This window comes from Rickettsia endosymbiont of Urophora cardui (assembly GCF_964030725.1).
In the GTDB taxonomy this organism is placed as follows: domain Bacteria; phylum Pseudomonadota; class Alphaproteobacteria; order Rickettsiales; family Rickettsiaceae; genus Rickettsia.
Window position 1 is genome coordinate 106,471 of the sequence record NZ_CAXIPY010000006.1, and the last position, 19,228, is coordinate 125,698.

Sequence of the window (19,228 nt, forward strand, 5' to 3'; positions counted from 1 at the left end):
GTAAAATGATGCTCCTCGCAGCAGAGCTACGAGGTATCTATCCAAAAAGCTTTAACTGTTTTTGTTGAAATGCTTTATAAGAAGGTTTGCCTGAACCTTGATTCTGTACATAATTACGTAATTTCTGCTCATCACCATGTTTACCTACTGTGCTCATAAAATATCCTTTACTCCAAAACTCACTTCCCCATAATTTTTCTTTAAGATTTGGATATTTCTTAAACATTTTCTTAGAAGTAATACTTTTTATGATTTGAGTTATTTTTGTTGGGCTATACATTGGTATTGACTGTAATAAAAAATGTACGTGATCTTTATCTACTCCTATTTCTAAAAATCTAATTTCATAACGATCTTCTATGTGCTCACAAATTTTACACAAATAATCATCTAGTTCTTGATTGAATATTACTCTTCTATACTTTGCCGGCGTTACTAAATGATATATTAGTACTGTGACATTATGACTCTTATGGGAAAGTTCTATAATTAATTAAGCCAGATATAATCAATTTTTAATCTCTCAGGGTTTAATTCCCCGAAGCTCTGCTTCGTGATATCATAAGAAACAACTAAAACTTTTTTAGATACCTCGTAGCTCTGCTGCGAGGAGCATCATTTAAATATAGATATATCATGGCTCATTTAACGATAGATGAAAGATTTAAAATATACGAAATGAATAAGAGTGGTTATAGCTCGCGATATATAGGGACAAAGATTGGCCGTGATAAAAGCACTATATGTTATGCACTCAAGAGAATGAGGCATAATTATAGACCAGATAGGGCTAACACACTTGCTTGCAGTTTAAGGCAAGGTAAGAGAAAAAGAAAATTAGATATTGATAATAATTTACGAGCAGAAATAATAAAGCAGTTAACACAGGGTATTTCACCAGATATAATTTCAGGTAGACGTAAACTATCACGAGATACTGTCAATATTTCTACAGAGAGTATATACCAGTTTATTTATACATCTCCTATAGCACAAAGGCAAAAATTATATTTATCTTTAGCAAGAAAAAGGAAAAATAGGTTGCATCATGGTACAAGAATCAGAAACAAAAGAATTACAATACCAAATCGAGTTTCCATTACTGAAAGACCAGAGATAAATAGAAAGATAGCAGCAATAGGTCATTTAGAAGGTGATTTAACTTTTAACAAAGGTAATCAAAGTCGTAATATAGGCGCTCTTGTGGATATCAGAACACAAAAAGTGTTTCTCACTTTAAACCGTTCAAAAAGAACACAAGATGTGATTGGTAACATGAATAAAAAACTTAAACAATTGTCGCATATAATCAAAAGCATAACGTTAGATAATGGCAAAGAATTTACCAATCATGAACAACTATTGCCAAAATCTGAACGAAAAGTATATTTTTGCAATCCTTATTCTCCATGGCAAAAACCATTGATAGAGAAGAATGATGCTCCTCGCAGCAGAGCTACGAGGTATCTAAAAAAGTTTTAGTTGTTTCTTATGATATCACGAAGCAGAGCTTCGGGGAATTAAACCCTGAGAGATTAACTCAATGGTGCACAGAGTATACTCTAAATCTTTAGATATAAAAAAATTAACAATAAAGCAATTACAAGAAATTGAGGATTTTTTAAATAATTTACCAAGAAAAGTGCTCGGTTATAAAACACCCAATGAGGTATGGGAAGAAAATATAAATCTGGCTTAATTAATACTGGAATTTACCAACAAACAAGAATAGATGGCTTAGACCAAAAGATAATATCCTTATATGCGAAGGGTATGAGTGTGTCTGATATTAAAACACAATTGCAAGAATTATATGGAGCTGAGATCAGTGAGAGCCTAATCAGCAGGATTACAGATGAAGTAATAGATGAGGTCAAGATTTGGCAGAGTAGACCTCTTGAATCAGTATACCCTATAGTATATTTTGACTGTTTAGTAGTGAAAGTAAGACAAGATAAACTTATTATTAATAAATCAGTATATGTAGCTTTAGGAATAGATTTATCTGGCAGAAAGGATATTTTAGGCTTATGGATAAGTGAGAATGAAGGAGCTAAATTTTGGCTTGGTAATTTTACTGAAATGAAGAATCGAGGAGTAAAAGATATCTTAATTGCTTGTAGTGATAATCTAACTGGTATGTCTGATGCTATTGCATCAGTATATCCGAAAACTGAACATCAAATTTGTATTGTCCATCAGATCAGGAATAGCCTCAAATATGTATCATATAAAGATAGAAAGCAATTAGCAGCGGATTTGAAACTAATCTATACTTCTGCTACTGAAAAAGAAGCAGAATTAGCTCTTGAGTCATTTGATCAAAAATGGAGTAAGCAATATCCGCATATAGCTAAATCTTGGTATAATAATTGGGATAATTTGATAATTTTCTTGCAATATCCAAAGGAGATTCGTAAGATTATTTACACTACAAATGCGATAGAATCGCTGAATAGCCAATTGAGAAAAGTTACTAAGAATAAACGCATCTTTCCAAATGATGACGCAGTATTTAAGGTTTTATATCTGACAATTGATTATATTACCAAAAAATGGTCTATGCCTATCCCCAATTGGAATGAAGCTATGGCTCATTTTATGATCAAATTTGATGGTAGAATTTAATGGTTCACGAAATTTACACAATTGATGAGACAGAGCCTCGGAGGATAATAATGTAACACTTTAGACAATATTTTTTAGTCTATCCGCCAAAAACACTTCAAATCCTGATCATTTGTAATGGGATAGAGTTTTGACAACAAATTGCTAAGATTTTCAATAAAAATTAATAAGTTATGTTAATTTTTACTGATACATTTCTGTGTTGGTCTAATTTTGATATGGAGCTATTGTTAACGATTTTTTATCGTTCATCTAGTTTTTGCATGATGATATTTTTGATTTATGTGGAGTTAGACACGATTTGTAAATGATTTGCAATGCATCGTAAATTCAAACCAATAGCAGAGATTATTGGATTGATAATATCTCCTATCATACCTTTCAAGAAGTTTCTACCCATCCGACCATATTGCTTTAAGTGACCTATTATTGGTTCTATGGCACTGCGTCTCTTGATCATAGACTTGTCCTCTTGTAACAACTTCTTCCGCGTTTTTGGGGTATATACCTTACTCTTCTCCTTTACATTGCTACCACTATACCCAAGATCAACAAATGATTTCTTTATCTTGATTCCAGTGACACTCTCTACTGCTTCAAAGCTCTGATGCAATGTATGACCATCATAAGGATTATTATGAAACGATTTTGCGGATAAAACAAAATTTCTACGACCACTTACTACTACCGCTACTTTATTGCCAAACTCATATGGCTTGTTGCGTTTTCCCTTTCCTATACACTCTACTTCAGGGGCATGAAAACTATATAATACTTTGTTATCTTCTTTATATTGCTTTTTAGCTTCTCTTTTTAAAACAGATTGGTTATGTATTTGTTTTATTTTTTGCAATACTTCTTGATTTTTGAGAGACAAGTTTAATTGCTTATTTTTGATCTCACGCTCACATACTCTAATCAAACGACCCAGTAATATTTTTAAATGCTTCATTATTTTCCAACGCTTCTTGGCTTTACTATGTTCTTTATATTTCCATAGCTTTACTATATCGCGTTTATAGGTTCTAGCGTATGTTTCATTCAAATGTATACCCAAACTGTTGCAAAGCTTTACTATGCTAAGCCTAGCTTTATCCATTAAATAAACATCGTGTGGGTGTTTGATATTCTTAATTTGTACAGTCGTATCAGCGATGATTAATTCCAAATCTTTTTTTTTAATTGTGTTAGTTTTTATCCCAACCCTGATCAACTCCGATAATATCTCATTATATCCAGCTTCACCTAATACACTACGAAACCGTCGTATACTAGTTTCCGAGATAGCTATGTCTTTTTCTATATATTCCCACCCGCAGAAATACTGCCAATACATATTCTCTTTTAGCTCTTCCTCTGATAATGAATCTGAAAAATTATACATTGCTTGTAGCATCGTTATGCCAAGCATCACTCTATGACATTTTCTATTTCTACCAAATTTCTTAATACAAACATTTTTTGATAACCACTCTTCGAGCCTAGACCAATTTATTAATTCTCTTAATTTATATAGCTTATTATTTGGGTTTAATTCTTCTTTTAATTTATAACCAAACAGTTTCCCTTGTTCTTGCGATTTGATAATGTTGTCTATTGGCATTGACTGAAATCCATAAGGTTTATGACCATATTTTATCATTTTCTTACGGATTGTTGTATTACTTCTTGTCTTAAAACCATATTATCTATAAGGCTTGTAGAGTTTTGGCGGACGGACTTTTTACTCAAAAATGGGTAATTTTAATATTCGTCATGGGTAATTCTAATGTTCGTTCATCACATGCTTGGTATCCTTTGTTTTGTTGATATATAACAGCTGCATCTCTCTCAGTTTTATCCCTAAGCGATTGAACTTTTACTGAAGAGTTTGGGAGTCTAATAACTGGTTTTATCTTCTTCTTTCTCAACAATTGATATGTAGATTCACCGTCATACCCTCGATCTCCCAGAAAATCCTTGGCTCTGACATTAGCTGTTAGTAGTCCAATCTGTGATCTATCATCTATAGTATGCTCTGTGGTACTATCGGCAAGTATCATACCTTGATCTTCTATAACGATATGTAGCTTTTTCCATATGCGACGCTTATATTGCTTACCATGCTTATTTTCTAGCCATTCGTTCCCTGTGTAGGCTTGTATCCCTGTACTATCCATTGCAATACAACTAAATTCTTTATCTTGATTTCCATGTAAATACCTAAGATCTAATGACTTCATACGCTTACTTAATGTTGTATAGTCTGGACATCTAATAGATAAACCCGATATTTCAAAGAGCCAGTTTATAAAGCCTTGGGTTTGGCGTAACTTAAGACCGAATAAGCATCTGATCTTCAAACACTGTAATATAGCGTGATCACTATAGCGTCTAGGTCTTCCTCGTTTCATTTCCTCTCTGTAATCAGCATACCAGCCAATCGCCAAATCACTGGCAATCATAAAATCTATGCGACCCCTATTGCGTAAAAAATTATTATATTCTGACCAATTCGTTATTTTATATTTAGAATACTTGCGTGATTTACTAAAAGGGGCTTTCTTCCGAGATCTCATATAATCTGGATTATTTTTAATTCAGGACATCTTACCAGATTATCACCACTCTTGCTCTACAAATCTTATTTATGCAACAAAGGGTAAATTCCAGTATTAATTAAGCCAGATTTATATTTTCTTCCCATACCTCATTGGGTGTTTTATAACCGAGCACTTTTCTTGGTAAATTATTTAAAAAATCCTCAATTTCTTGTAATTGCTTTATTGTTAATTTTTTTATATCTAAAGATTTAGAGTATACTCTGTGCACCATTGAGTTAATCTTCTCTATCAATGGTTTTTGCCATGGAGAATAAGGATTGCAAAAATATACTTTTCGTTCAGATTTTGGCAATAGTTGTTCATGATTGGTAAATTCTTTGCCATTATCTAACGTTATGCTTTTGATTATATGCGACAATTGTTTAAGTTTTTTATTCATGTTACCAATCACATCTTGTGTTCTTTTTGAACGGTTTAAAGTGAGAAACACTTTTTGTGTTCTGATATCCACAAGAGCGCCTATATTACGACTTTGATTACCTTTGTTAAAAGTTAAATCACCTTCTAAATGACCTATTGCTGCTATCTTTCTATTTATCTCTGGTCTTTCAGTAATGGAAACTCGATTTGGTATTGTAATTCTTTTGTTTCTGATTCTTGTACCATGATGCAACCTATTTTTCCTTTTTCTTGCTAAAGATAAATATAATTTTTGCCTTTGTGCTATAGGAGATGTATAAATAAACTGGTCTATACTCTCTGTAGAAATATTGACAGTATCTCGTGATAGTTTACGTCTACCTGAAATTATATCTGGTGAAATACCCTGTGTTAACTGCTTTATTATTTCTGCTCGTAAATTATTATCAATATCTAATTTTCTTTTTCTCTTACCTTGCCTTAAACTGCAAGCAAGTGTGTTAGCCCTATCTGGTCTATAATTATGCCTCATTCTCTTGAGTTCATAACATATAGTGCTTTTATCACGGCCAATCTTTGTCCCTATATATCGCGAGCTATAACCACTCTTATTCATTTCGTATATTTTAAATCTTTCATCTATCGTTAAATGAGCCATGATATATCTATATTTAAATGATGCTCCTCGCAGCAGAGCTACGAGGTATCTAAAAAAGTTTTAGTTGTTTCTTATGATATCACGAAGCAGAGCTTCGGGGAATTAAACCCTGAGAGATTAAAAATTGATTATATCTGGCTTAATTAATTATAGAACTTTCCAAGCCATGGACAGGTATAGGTGCGGCAGGGACAGTTATATTAGGTATACTTGTTTTCAATGAACCGGTATCTATATTACGCTTATTTTTTGTTACTACCTTAATAGTATCTATAATCGGACTTAAATTTTCTTAAAAATAATTATAACTTAATACCAGTATCTTTTATTCACCTAATTTACCTTGTACGTAAAAATCGTATGCGGTTTGGTAAAAGCTAATTGCTTCCTCGGTAAGGCTAATAGAACTCGGGATTTCTTCTTTTTCTTCTCCTAATAATATATAGGTTTTCGGGTGTAGTTTAGGGCTTAAAATTACTAGCTTATCATCTTTTAAAAAGCCTAGTAACTGATAAGTGCTTATGAAAGCTCTATTTGCTGGATTATTTATTATATCCTGCCCCCATAATTTGCTTTTATATTCAAAGCCAAGCAAACCAAAAATCGTCGGTGCTATATCTATTTGACTTGCTAGATTATCTATTTTTTTCGGCTTTAATATTTGTGGTGCATAGATAATTAGTGGTATATGATATTTTTCTACAGGTAGCTCCGTTTTACCGGCACTTGAAGCACAATGATCGGCAGTAATAACAAAGATAGTATTGTTAAACCATTCTTTCGTTTTAGCAGTTTCTAAGAACTTATTTATTGCATAATCGGTATATTTAACTGCTGCATTACGTCCACCGCCTGATGGTAAATCAATCCTATTATCAGGGAAAGTATAAGGTCGATGATTTGAGGTAGTCATAATTAACGAGAAAAACGGCTTACCATCTTTATAATCTGTATCAGCTTGCTCTATTGCCTTGTTTAGAATATCCTCGTCTGCTACTCCCCATACATTTGCAAAGCTTATCTCTGAAGCTGTTAAGTTACCTCGGTCTATTATATTATAGTGATTACCGCCGAAATAATTACGTAAATTATCAAAATAGCTATAACCACCAAATATAAAGTTAGTGTTATATCCTTGATTCCTAAACACAGTGCCGATATTAAATAAATTCTGGTTATCAGGTCTACGCACGAGTGATGAACCTGGAGTTGGAGGAATTGATAAAGTTATAGCTTCAAGTCCCCGCACTGTCCTTGTACCAGTAGCATAAATATTAGTGAAGAACATAGCTTTATTTGTTAATTCATCCAAGTAAGGCGTAATATTATCGCTATTACCAAAGCTTTGCATGAATTTGGCACTTAAGCTTTCTACTGTAATAAAGATTACATTATATTTTTGCTTATTCGAATTTTTAGAAATAATAATACGCTCGATAGATTCATTATCTACACATTTATCACTATTATTTTGTAAGCTATCACGTACTATGCTTAAAGCCTGCTTACTATCTATAGTGGGATAGAAGCTATTATAATTTAGACTGTTATTAAGATAAGCGGAAAAAATCTCATATGGACCGTTTTTAGCAAGCTCTTCTGCATATTTATTAGAGTGGAAATTTAGCTTTTCAGGGCTATAAAATTTAAATGCAATAAAACTAATTGCAGCTAGAATAATTGCTGTAGCTAAACAACATTTTCTGTTTATATTATATGTTGCATCAATAACAGCTTTTCGCAAGATATAGGTAGTAATAGCACTAACTATCAGAATTCCGCTAATGATCTCTATATAGTGCATAGATTCTTTAACTGTGCCGATAATTTCATGAGTATATACTAGATAATCAACGGCAATAAAATTAAAGCGCGTACCAAACTCATCCCAAAAAGTAAGTTCAGCTGCTGTAATAAAAATTAGTGAAGCAATAAAACCGCAGTAAAATAAGTAACAAAGCGGCGTGTAGACTAGCCTAAACCTTGATAATGCTAAGTTGCCTAGCAATATTAACACTAACATTATAGGCAAGAAATAAGCCGCAGAAATGAGATCATTAATTAAACCGAAAATAAACACTAACGGCAATTCTATAAGCGAAACTTGTTTATAGAACGATGCATATGTGCATAAAGCTATTCTAGTGATTGTTTGAAATATTAAGTAAGTCTTAGCAGTTAGTAATTTCATTGGTATCTATGATTATTTAGTAGGTCATTTTTATTTTTCGGTGTCATCCTGTGGCGGTTATTGTTGCATGGATTAGCTTCAGTGCTGTCATTCCGTGGCTTGTCCAGCGTTGTTGCATGGATCGTAAATCGTCATTGCGAGGAGCGTAGCGACGCGGCAATCCAAAAAAAATAATAAAAAATGCTATAAATTAGCATTTTTTAACTCTGAAGTTTTGACAAAATCCTTTCCATCAGGAGAAATGTATTCCAATTTTTTTATACTTTTTTAGTAATAACAAAATTTATTTATTCTATTTGTAGAAGTCAAGATTTGATCTTACAGACACTATAAATTTCGCACCTGATTGTCAGTTAAATTTTGACTGTCAGATACATATTCAAGATACAAGATTTCATTATTCTTTTCAACAGCTAATTTCTTACTATCCTGAAAAGTTTGCATAGGAGTTTTACCATAACAATATTTACCAGAATGAGGTCTTTCATTATTGAAATGCTCTAACCAAATATCAAGATCTAATTGTAAATCATCAAGATCTGTATAAATCTTTTTTCGCATAGCCGTATCAAAGAATTCTGGCTTTGTTGCATAAATAAGATTTGTAGAGAAAGAGTGGTGATAATCTGGTAAGATGTCCTGAATTAAAAATAATCCAGATTATATGAGATCTCGGAAGAAAGCCCCTTTTAGTAAATCACGCAAGTATTCTAAATATAAAATAACGAATTGGTCAGAATATAATAATTTTTTACGCAATAGGGGTCGCATAGATTTTATGATTGCCAGTGATTTGGCGATTGGCTGGTATGCTGATTACAGAGAGGCAATGAAACGAGGAAGACCTAGACGCTATGGCTTTGTTGCATAAATAAGCTTTTGAATATACTGCCCCTAACCCCGCAATGCTAGCCTAGCCAACAGGCACAGAGATAGGTTTATCAATTTCAAACATTTTGTTTAATAAGTGGCATTTAATAGACATTTCTTTTGTCATATTTTGATCATGTCTTGATAGAAACTTACTACCAAAAGAAGTTTTAAATCGAAAGAACGTGTTCTCTACACGCTCCCTTCTACCATAATTATTCTTTACCCTCCATGCTTGGTATCCTTTGTTTTGTTGATATATAACAGCTGCATCTCTCTCAGTTTTATCCCTAAGCGATTGAACTTTTACTGAAGAGTTTGGGGGTCTAATAACTGGTTTTATCTTCTTCTTTCTCAACAATTGATATGTAGATTCACCGTCATACCCTCGATCTCCCAGAAAATCCTTGGCTCTGACATTAGCTATTAGTAGTCCAATCTGTGATCTATCATCTATAGTATGCTCTGTGGTACTATCGGCAAGTATCATACCTTGATCTTCTATAACGATATGTAGCTTTTTCCATATGCGACGCTTATATTGCTTACCATGCTTATTTTCTAGCCATTCGTTCCCTGTGTAGGCTTGTATCCCTGTACTATCCATTGAAATACAACTAAATTCTTTATCTTGATTTCCATGTAAATACCTAAGATCTAATGACTTCATACGCTTACTTAATGTTGTATAGTCTGGACATCTAATAGATAAACCCGATATTTCAAAGAGCCAGTTTATAAAGCCTTGGGTTTGGCGTAACTTAAGACCGAATAAGCATCTGATCTTCAAACACTGTAATATAGCGTGATCACTATAGCGTCTAGGTCTTCCTCGTTTCATTTCCTCTCTGTAATCAGCATACCAGCCAATCGCCAAATCACTGGCAATCATAAAATCTATGCGACCCCTATTGCGTAAAAAATTATTATATTCTGACCAATTCGTTATTTTATATTTAGAATACTTGCGTGATTTACTAAAAGGGGCTTTCTTCCGAGATCTCATATAATCTGGATTATTTTTAATTCAGGACATCTTACCAGATTATCACCACTCTTGCTCTACAAATTTTATTTATGCAACAAAGCCGTGCAACATTGTAATAACCAAGCAATTCTTGCCATCTTTCTGTAAATTGTCTACTATTACCACATTGCTTGGTAGCTGCACTTAAATTATCTGTACGATGCTCTGGTAAAACTCCACCTAACTCCCATACAGCTTTTTCAAACCCTGATGCTAATGTATCAAAACTTTCACTATGGCATATGCTAAAAGTTTCCCAACATGAATAAGGCAACATAAAATGAAATAGTAAGTGAGGATATGGTTGCCCACCAATACAAATACCCAATTGATTCATATTGGTCCAATCAGACTGACTCTGTTTGCCAGGAAGAATATTTTGTAAAAAGATTACTGTCTTATCCTTACCATGTGCAGCTCTCCATTGTTTCAACCTTTTCTGCAAACAGCGTAATTGCTTCCCATTATAATTCCCATGATACTTTTCTGTCAAATATGCTAATATGGTAGTTGCTTGCAACTCCGGTGCTGATTCTAGCATTGATTCTATTTCATCCCAGTGCTTCACAAATGGATCCTTACGTGTCCTATATTTACGTATTGTGCGTAATTCGCTTGGATACTTATTAATACGTAAATACTTACGTGCCGTTTTTACACTCATACCTGCTTTTGCAGCAGAAATTATCTGATTATATTTTTTGATCTTTTGCATTAAAATACCTACTTGGTTATTTGTACATGGCATCAGTAATTCTCGAATAATATTTAAATCTTTAAAAATAAATTTTTATTCGATTTTACTGTCCATAGTTACTTCTTTTTTATAGGTAATTTTAATGTTCGTTGAGGGTAATTCTAATATTCGTTAGTCAGTTTTTTGCTAAAAATTATATAGAGTATCTTCTATCCCTTGTAAATACTTACTTCCAAACCTAGATTAATCTCTCAGGGTTTAATTCCCCGAAGCTCTGCTTCGTGATATCATAAGAAACAACTAAAACTTTTTTAGATACCTCGTAGCTCTGCTGCGAGGAGCATCATTATCTTTAAAAGAAATATCTAAGCTAAGTGCTCAATCTGAGAATCAATTATCATTAAAATCTCAAACTCCGATTGTTTATGAGTTATTATTAAAAGATTTTCAAGTTGATTTTGACTTTGATAATAATTATTCTACAACAGAAAAGACTTTTATATGTTATAAGTTAGCATATTTTCTTACTCCTTATTTCAACAATGAAATGCGTTCAAAATGTGTTAGCCAGCCTAAGCCGGATGCGAATTACGTAAGTGAGGTTAAGAAGAACCAAATAGAATCTAATATAGATATCTGAAGTTTTGACAAAAAATTTTTATTAAAAAAAGTGGCGAGTGTATCAATCTATAATTTGTATTATATATCAAATAATTTACTTTAAATTGTAGAAATATCGCTTTTAAGCTGATAAAAGCACTAAATATTTAACTTTAAATATAAATTTTTACTTTAGTCAGAAAAATTAGAATTTTTGTCAAAACTTCAGTAGATATACAAGAGCTTTTACTGAAGTTTTGACAAAAAATTTTTATTAAAAAAAGTGGCGAGCGTAATGATGCTCCTCGCAGCAGAGCTACGAGGTATCTAAAAAAGTTTTAGTTGTTTCTTATGATATCACGAAGCAGAGCTTCGGGGAATTAAACCCTGAGAGATTAATCTATAATTTGTATTATATATCAAATAATTTACTTTAAATTGTAGAAATATCGCTTTTAAGCTGATAAAAGCACTAAATATTTAACTTTAAATATAAATTTTTACTTTAGTCAGAAAAATTAGAATTTTTGTCAAAACTTCCAGTTTTAGAAAATTCTAAAAAATATCAATGCAATATAAAATATTATCCGATATATAATAATATAAATATAAAATGTGCAAAGTATTAAGCTATGAATAAAGATATTGTAACTCAGAATTATGCAGTTGCGTTATTTGATAATGCTAAATCTAATAATACTCAAGATAAGATACTTGAAGAAATTAATCTAGTGACTAGCATTATTGAAAATAATATAGAGGTTAAAGAGCTGTTATCTTCCCCTATAGTAAATAAAATTGATAAAATTGGCGTGATTAATTCGCTGGTAAAAAATATTAAAATCAGCAAAATAATGCAAAATTTCTTATTATTGTTGATAAAAAATTCCCGTACTTCTATCCTAGCAGATATAGCAAACACATATAGTAAATTATTATATGAAAGCAAGAATATTAAAATAGTGCAGGTAATTTCTGCAAATAAATTAAAGCCTACTGAACAAGAATGGGTTAAAACAAATATCGAAAAAGAGCTAAAACAAGAAACAAAAATCAATTTTAAAATAGACCCTACCATTATGGGAGGGATCGTAATTAAATATGATAGTATCCTGCAAGATTATTCGATAAAAGGTAGTTTGGATAAGATAGCTAAGGCTTTGCAGAGTGTTAATGTTTTTGATTGTCATCCCGTGGCTTGACCACGGGATGACATCGAAGGTGCTTTTCGATCAACGCAGGCAATGCCGTCATGGGATGACAATGGAATAATTAAAAAAACTTAAACCATATGAAATTAAAACCTATTGAAGTAGCTGACATATTACAAAAAGAGATAGCAAATATCAATTGCTTAAGCGAGCTTGAAGAAGTAGGGCAAGTAATAAATGTTGGTGATGGTATAGCAAAAATTTATGGTCTTGCAAATGTGCAATCTGGTGAAGTAGTAGAATTTGAATCAGGTGTTAAAGGGCTGGTTTTAAATTTAGAGAATGATAGCGTTGGTGCTGTGATTATGGGGGGTGATAATCAGGTACAGCAAGGTGATAAGGTTAAAAGAACCAAAGAGGTGCTAGAAGTACTGGTAGGAACTGCTTTGCTTGGTAGAGTCGTTGATGCACTTGGTAACCCTATTGATGGTAAAGGTGATATTAAGAGCAAAGAATATCGCCATATTGAAATGAAAGCTCCTGGTATAATCGATAGAACTAGTGTTAGTGAGCCTGTGCAAACCGGTATAAAGGCTATTGATTCATTAATTCCGATAGGAAGAGGACAAAGAGAATTAATAATAGGCGATAGACAAACCGGCAAAACAGCAATAGCTATCGATACTATTATTAACCAAAAGCAAGCTCATTCGCTAAATGATGAAAAAGATAAAATTTATTGTATTTATGTAGCAATAGGGCAAAAAAGATCAAGCGTTGCCCAGATAGTAAAAAAGCTGGAAGATGCTGGGGCAATGGATTATACCATCATTGTTTCGGCTACTGCATCGGAAGCTGCTGCATTACAATTTGTTGCTCCTTATGCCGCATGTAGTATGGGTGAGTATTTCCGTGATAACGGCAAGCAAGCACTTATTATTTATGATGATTTAAGTAAACATGCTGTCGCATATAGACAAATTTCATTGTTACTTAGAAGACCGTCCGGACGTGAAGCATATCCTGGTGACGTATTTTACTTGCATTCAAGATTGCTTGAGCGAGCCGCTAAGATGTCTGAGGAGAAAGGCGGCGGTTCACTTACGGCACTTCCTATAATCGAAACCCAAGCAGGTGACGTATCTGCTTATATTCCAACAAACGTTATTTCTATTACTGACGGTCAAATTTTCTTAGAAAGCGAGCTGTTTTATAAAGGCATAAGACCGGCTGTTAATGTCGGGATTTCAGTAAGCCGTGTTGGTTCTGCTGCACAAATAAAAGCTATGAAACAGGTTGCAGGCTCGATAAAGCTTGAACTAGCCCAATTTAGAGAGCTTGAATCTTTTTCACAATTTGGTTCAGACTTAGATTCTGCTACTAAAGCACAAATTGAGCATGGTAAAAGGCTTGTTGAGATATTAAAACAAGCACAATATCATCCTTTTTCAGTCGAAGAGCAGATAATAAGCATTTATGCTGGAACTAAAAAATATTTAGTAAATATACCTGTAGAGAGAATTAAGGAATTTGAAGAAAAAATGCTTAGTGAGATAAAGCAAAATCAAAAAGATATTTTAGAGTCAATAAAAAGTGAGAAGCGTATCACTGAAGAAAATGAACAGAAATTAAAAACATTTTTAGAGAATTTCGTTAAGGACTTTGTCAAGATTGATTAGAGTTGTTGTCATTCCGTGGCTTGTCCACGGGATCCAGAAAAGCAGCTTACGATTAGTATATTACTAGATTCCGTGGACAAGCCACGGAATGACAACAAGGATTTATATGTCAAATTTAAAACAGCTAAGAACTAGAATAAAAAGCGTTAAATCTACACAAAAGATTACTAAGGCAATGCAATTAGTTTCGGCTTCTAAATTGACAAAAATAAAAAATCAAATAGCTCATTCAAATTTTTATGTTGAAGCTATTAGTAAAATGATGTCTACTATATTATCCGCTGATATTTATGACTTTCCTATAGAAGCACAAAAATTTTTCAATACAGAGACCAACAAAGCAAACTTGCTAATAGTTATGACATCTGAGCGTGGCTTATGCGGAACGTTTAATTATATGATAATTAAACAAGTAAAAAGTGATATTGAGACTTTAAAAAGTAAAGGCGAAAGAATCAAGCTCATTATTATTGGGAAAAAAGGTTATGAGGCATTAAAAAAGCCTTATGAAAGTTATATTGATAGTTATTTTGAGTTGCCAAAAAATCATGATGAAAATCTGATGTTGCAAATAAAACAAAAGATTATGGCACTAGTAGCAAATTTAGAAGTAAGTAATTGCACTATTTATTTCAATAAATTTAAAAATGCCATGACTCAAATTATGACAAAACAGCAGGTCTTGCCGGTAGAAAAATATCATGATGATTCAAAGATAGAGGAAGCTAACTATGAATATGAGGGAGAGAATTTAGTTCAAAATCTAATTAATTTATATGTTAATTCTCAAATAAATTATGCTCTACTACAAAATAGAGCAAGTGAAGAAGGATCAAGAATGACTGCTATGGCAAATGCCACAAATAACGCTCATGATATAATTAATAAGCTAGTGTTAAAATTAAATAGATCAAGACAAGCAATTATTACTACGGAGTTGATAGAGATGGCTGTGTGACTAACTGTCATCCCGTGGCTTGTCCACGGGATCCAGTAAAAATACAAATATAAAAGCTCGATTTCTCTCGCTTTATGCTGGATCTAGTTAGCAAGCCACGGGATGACAAAGTAACAACATTATCTTAACAAAAGAAAAAATAATGAAAAAAAATATCGGGAAAATTACTCAAATTATTTCAGCGGTAGTTGACGTAAAATTTACCAATAAAGGTAAATTACCGCCGATTTTAAATGCTCTTGAGTGCTATAACGATAAGCAAAGAATAGTGTTAGAGATAGCTCAGCATATAGGTGATGATGCTGTTCGTTGTATTGCCATGGACTCCACAGAGGGGTTAGTGCGAGGTATGGAAGTAGTAGACACCGGGAGCCCGATTAGTATTCCGGTAGGAATCGAAACGTTAGGACGAATTATGAATGTCGTAGGCGAACCGATTGACGGCAAAGGAAAGATTAAAGGTTCAAGCATTTCGTCTATATATAAATCTGCACCTAGCTTTACTCAGCAGTCAACTGATCGTAATATATTAGTAACTGGCATTAAAGTTGTTGATTTACTTGCACCTTATACTAAAGGCGGTAAGATAGGGCTATTTGGTGGTGCGGGGGTTGGTAAAACCGTGCTTATAATGGAACTGATTAATAATGTTGCGAAAGCACACGGTGGCTATACCGTATTTGCTGGAGTTGGTGAGAGAACTAGAGAGGGTAACGATCTTTATCATGAAATGATTGATTCAGGAGTTATTAATCTTGAAGAGCCTAAAAAATCAAAAGTAGCTTTAGTTTACGGGCAGATGAACGAACCCCCAGGTGCAAGAGCAAGGGTTGCATTAACGGGGCTTACTGTTGCGGAGAGTTTTAGAGATATGAACGAGGGGCAAGATGTTCTGTTTTTCGTCGATAATATATTCCGTTTTACACAAGCAGGTTCAGAAGTATCAGCATTACTTGGCAGACTTCCGTCAGCAGTAGGTTATCAGCCAACCCTTGCAACCGATATGGGTGAATTACAAGAGCGTATCACCTCTACCAAACATGGCTCAATAACCTCCATGCAAGCTATATACGTACCGGCAGACGACTTAACCGATCCTGCTCCGGCAACGTCTTTCGCACATTTAGATGCCACAACAGTACTTAGCCGTCAGATAGCAGAGCTTGGAATTTATCCGGCAGTTGACCCTTTAGATAGTACTTCTCAGGTACTTGATCCGATGATTGTTGGGGAAGAGCATTATAATGTAGCAAGAAAGGTGCAGCAAATATTGCAAACTTATAAATCTCTACAAGATATTATCGCTATCCTAGGTATGGATGAGTTATCTGAAGAAGATAAACTAACAGTATCACGTGCAAGAAAAATACAGCGTTTCTTATCGCAACCTTTCCATGTAGCTGAGGTATTTACAGGAGCTGAGGGGAAGTTTGTTAATTTAGCCGATACTATAGCAGGCTTTAAAGGACTCACAGAAGGTAAATATGATGATTTACCGGAAGCAGCTTTTTATATGGTTGGGACTATAGAGGAGGCGTTGGAGAAGGCGAAGACACTGAAATAAATTTTCATTCCTATTTCTTGTCATTGCGAGGAGATGCATAGCATCGACGCGGCAATCTCATAAAACAATATGATACTCCTGAGATTGCCACGCTCCTTACAGTCGCTTGCAATGACAAAACGCCCACAATGACGAAAAATTATATTATCATATGAGTAAAACAATTAACGTTAAAATTATTACGCCTTTAAATATCGTTTTTGAAGAGCAGGCTAAAATGGTAACGCTTCCAGGTGAAGAGGGTGAGTTTGGTGTATTGCAGGGTCATGCTCCGATGATTGTTAGCCTAAAAGCTGGATTAGTACAAGTTTACATAGATGATATGCATAAGCCGAAAATTACTTATCTTATTGCGAATGGTGTAACCGAAGTAACAGGAAGTTATATTAACATAGCTACAGAAACGGCTATTAACGTTACCGGTTTAAGTGAAGCGGAAATAGAAAATAAACTCACTGCTCTTCAAAAATCTATATAAATATCTCCCACATCGGCATTAATCTCTCAGGGTTTAATTCCCCGAAGCTCTGCTTCGTGATATACTACTTGAATGGAAGAAAGCAGTTATATACATAAGAGTCATAATGTCACAGTACTAATATATCATTTAGTAACGCCGGCAAAGTATAGAAGAGTAATATTCAATCAAGAACTAGATGATTATTTGTGTAAAATTTGTGAGCACATAGAAGATCGTTATGAAATTAGATTTTTAGAAATAGGAGTAGATAAAGATCACGTACATTTTTTATTACAGTCAATACCAATGTATAGCCCAACAAAAATAACTCAAATCATAAAAAGTATTACTTCTAAGAAAATGTTTGAGAAATATCCAAATCTTAAAGAAAAATTATGGGGAAGTGAGTTTTGGAGTAAAGGATATTTTATGAGCACAGTAGGTAAACATGGTGATGAGCAGAAATTACGTAATTATGTACAGAATCAAGGTTCAGGCAAACCTTCTTATAAAGCATTTCAACAAAAACAGTTAAAGCTTTTTGGATAGATACCTCGTAGCTCTGCTGCGAGGAGCATCATTTTTATAAAAAATAAAGCCTTATTTCTATAAATAACTTTCAAAGATTGTTTTTTTGTATTAAAATGAAAAGATAATCTTTTAGAGTAAGTAGAATGTCTCCTCAAATAATCGAGCTATTAATTTTTGCTGGTATTGCTTTTTTTATTATTAATAAGCTAATTACGACGCTTGGTGCTACTTCGGATGATGATCCAGCGAAACAAAAATCTTATTTTGGTGAACCAGTTATTAAAGATGTAACACATAGTTCTAATAAATCATATGACGAAGAAAAAGATCTACTAACCGCACAAGATATTAAAACTTTTAAAAATTTGATAGTAGAACAGAATATAACGGCAGTTGTAGATGGTATGGAAACAGTGCATAAACGTCTTAATGCATTTCAACCTATTAAATTTATCAACAACGCTAAAATCGCTTTCCAAATGATTATAGAAGCCGCTTATAAAAACCAAACAGAAGAACTTGCTGAATTAGTTGATAAAAGATTTTTAGAAGAATTTGAAAAAATATCTGATTCTTATGGTAATTTCTTCGACTCAACAGCTTTAAACGCTAAATATTCTGAAATTTATACATTTGGCAACAACATATTTATTAAATTACTATTCCAAGGTAAAAACGTAGTTGACAAAATAGAGGAATTAAAAGAAGAATGGACATTTACCCGTAATGCTAATACCAAGGAAGTAGATTGGTTTTTAAGCAATATAGAAAAAGTGTAGTTTTTGCCGTCATTGCGAGGAGATGCAACGCATCGACGTGGCAATCTCAGGAGTCCTACTTGGCTTTGTTGCATAAATAAGATTTGTAGAGAAAGAGTGGTGATAATCTGGTAAGATGTCCTGAATTAAAAATAATCCAGATTATATGAGATCTCGGAAGAAAGCCCCTTTTAGTAAATCACGCAAGTATTCTAAATATAAAATAACGAATTGGTCAGAATATAATAATTTTTTACGCAATAGGGGTCGCATAGATTTTATGATTGCCAGTGATTTGGCGATTGGCTGGTATGCTGATTACAGAGAGGAAATGAAACGAGGAAGACCTAGACGCTATGGCTTTGTTGCATAAATAAGCTTTTGAATATACTGCCCCTAACCCCGCAATGCTAGCCTAGCCAGTCCGTCCGCCAAAACTCTACAAGCCTTATAGATAATATGGTTTTAAGACAAGAAGTAATACAACAATCCG

17 protein-coding genes and 3 pseudogenes are annotated in these 19,228 nt (G+C 33.4%); 12 read left to right on the forward strand and 8 right to left on the reverse strand.

Annotated features, from left to right (window positions below; translation table 11 throughout):
• Positions 1–37 precede the first annotated feature (37 nt).
• On the reverse strand, positions 38–490 hold the full coding sequence (gene tnpA / locus AAHI98_RS08125; RefSeq protein WP_342226137.1) for an IS200/IS605 family transposase: 453 nt from the start codon (positions 488–490) through the stop codon (positions 38–40).
• A gap of 146 nt (positions 491–636) precedes the next feature.
• Between tnpA (AAHI98_RS08125) and AAHI98_RS08130 the strand changes: the two are divergent.
• Positions 637–1,699: pseudogene (locus AAHI98_RS08130) on the forward strand (IS30 family transposase).
• Between the two features lie 17 nt (positions 1,700–1,716).
• Positions 1,717–2,628 (forward strand): annotated as a pseudogene (locus AAHI98_RS08140) (IS256 family transposase); the annotation flags it as partial.
• A gap of 280 nt (positions 2,629–2,908) precedes the next feature.
• On the opposite strand, the gene AAHI98_RS08145 reads toward AAHI98_RS08140, so the two are convergent.
• The 3 genes from AAHI98_RS08145 to AAHI98_RS08155 form a co-directional block, all read right to left on the reverse strand.
• Positions 2,909–4,270: an IS5 family transposase gene (locus tag AAHI98_RS08145; protein ID WP_342224717.1), complete on the reverse strand. Its 1,362-nt coding sequence runs from the start codon at positions 4,268–4,270 to the stop codon at positions 2,909–2,911.
• 85 nt (positions 4,271–4,355) lie between these two features.
• Positions 4,356–5,186, reverse strand: a complete 831-nt coding sequence (locus AAHI98_RS08150) for an IS5 family transposase (RefSeq protein ID WP_342225602.1) — start codon at positions 5,184–5,186, stop codon at positions 4,356–4,358.
• A gap of 100 nt (positions 5,187–5,286) precedes the next feature.
• Positions 5,287–6,249, reverse strand: coding sequence for an IS30 family transposase (locus AAHI98_RS08155; protein ID WP_342225603.1), 963 nt, complete (start codon positions 6,247–6,249; stop codon positions 5,287–5,289).
• Positions 6,250–6,425: 176 nt separating this feature from the next.
• On the opposite strand from AAHI98_RS08155, the gene AAHI98_RS08160 reads away from it, so the two are divergent.
• Positions 6,426–6,545: a DMT family transporter gene (locus tag AAHI98_RS08160; RefSeq protein ID WP_342226138.1), complete on the forward strand. Its 120-nt coding sequence runs from the start codon at positions 6,426–6,428 to the stop codon at positions 6,543–6,545.
• A 29-nt stretch (positions 6,546–6,574) separates the two neighbouring features.
• On the opposite strand, the gene AAHI98_RS08165 is transcribed toward AAHI98_RS08160, so the two are convergent.
• Both AAHI98_RS08165 and AAHI98_RS08170 read right to left on the reverse strand, forming a co-directional pair.
• The gene (locus tag AAHI98_RS08165; RefSeq protein ID WP_342225604.1) at positions 6,575–8,440 is read right to left on the reverse strand and encodes an LTA synthase family protein; all 1,866 of its coding nucleotides are present in this window, start codon (positions 8,438–8,440) and stop codon (positions 6,575–6,577) included.
• Positions 8,441–8,767: 327 nt separating this feature from the next.
• A pseudogene (locus tag AAHI98_RS08170) lies at positions 8,768–9,025 on the reverse strand (IS481 family transposase); the annotation flags it as partial.
• A 79-nt stretch (positions 9,026–9,104) separates the two neighbouring features.
• On the opposite strand from AAHI98_RS08170, the gene AAHI98_RS08175 reads away from it, so the two are divergent.
• Positions 9,105–9,311, forward strand: coding sequence for a hypothetical protein (locus AAHI98_RS08175; RefSeq protein WP_342225605.1), 207 nt, complete (start codon positions 9,105–9,107; stop codon positions 9,309–9,311).
• Positions 9,312–9,353: 42 nt separating this feature from the next.
• On the opposite strand, the gene AAHI98_RS08180 is transcribed toward AAHI98_RS08175, so the two are convergent.
• Both AAHI98_RS08180 and AAHI98_RS08185 read right to left on the reverse strand, forming a co-directional pair.
• Positions 9,354–10,316, reverse strand: a complete 963-nt coding sequence (locus AAHI98_RS08180; RefSeq protein ID WP_342225606.1) for an IS5 family transposase — start codon at positions 10,314–10,316, stop codon at positions 9,354–9,356.
• Between the two features lie 31 nt (positions 10,317–10,347).
• Positions 10,348–11,085 (reverse strand): hypothetical protein, encoded by a 738-nt coding sequence (locus AAHI98_RS08185; RefSeq protein ID WP_342225607.1) that lies wholly within the window; start codon positions 11,083–11,085, stop codon positions 10,348–10,350.
• Positions 11,086–12,266: 1,181 nt separating this feature from the next.
• Between AAHI98_RS08185 and atpH the strand changes: the two genes are divergently transcribed.
• The 8 genes from atpH (at position 12,267) to AAHI98_RS08225 (ending at position 19,108) form a co-directional block, all read left to right on the forward strand.
• Positions 12,267–12,836: an ATP synthase F1 subunit delta gene (atpH, locus tag AAHI98_RS08190; RefSeq protein ID WP_342225608.1), complete on the forward strand. Its 570-nt coding sequence runs from the start codon at positions 12,267–12,269 to the stop codon at positions 12,834–12,836.
• An 89-nt stretch (positions 12,837–12,925) separates the two neighbouring features.
• Complete coding sequence (gene atpA, locus AAHI98_RS08195; protein WP_342225609.1) at positions 12,926–14,464, forward strand: F0F1 ATP synthase subunit alpha; 1,539 nt, start codon at positions 12,926–12,928, stop codon at positions 14,462–14,464.
• Between the two features lie 106 nt (positions 14,465–14,570).
• The gene (gene atpG, locus AAHI98_RS08200; protein ID WP_342225610.1) at positions 14,571–15,422 is read left to right on the forward strand and encodes an ATP synthase F1 subunit gamma; all 852 of its coding nucleotides are present in this window, start codon (positions 14,571–14,573) and stop codon (positions 15,420–15,422) included.
• Positions 15,423–15,564: 142 nt separating this feature from the next.
• Positions 15,565–16,986 (forward strand): F0F1 ATP synthase subunit beta, encoded by a 1,422-nt coding sequence (gene atpD, locus AAHI98_RS08205; protein WP_342225611.1) that lies wholly within the window; start codon positions 15,565–15,567, stop codon positions 16,984–16,986.
• A gap of 151 nt (positions 16,987–17,137) precedes the next feature.
• A complete protein-coding gene (locus tag AAHI98_RS08210; RefSeq protein WP_342225612.1) occupies positions 17,138–17,464 on the forward strand; it encodes a F0F1 ATP synthase subunit epsilon in 327 nt (108 codons plus the stop codon).
• Between the two features lie 72 nt (positions 17,465–17,536).
• Positions 17,537–17,995 carry an IS200/IS605 family transposase gene (tnpA, locus tag AAHI98_RS08215; protein ID WP_342224823.1) on the forward strand — a complete coding sequence of 153 codons (459 nt, stop codon included), beginning with the start codon at positions 17,537–17,539 and terminating at the stop codon, positions 17,993–17,995.
• 125 nt (positions 17,996–18,120) lie between these two features.
• The gene (locus AAHI98_RS08220; protein WP_342225613.1) at positions 18,121–18,756 is read left to right on the forward strand and encodes a Tim44 domain-containing protein; all 636 of its coding nucleotides are present in this window, start codon (positions 18,121–18,123) and stop codon (positions 18,754–18,756) included.
• 145 nt (positions 18,757–18,901) lie between these two features.
• Entirely contained in the window at positions 18,902–19,108 is a 207-nt protein-coding gene (locus AAHI98_RS08225; RefSeq protein ID WP_342225614.1) for a hypothetical protein, read from the forward strand.
• Positions 19,109–19,228 lie beyond the last annotated feature (120 nt).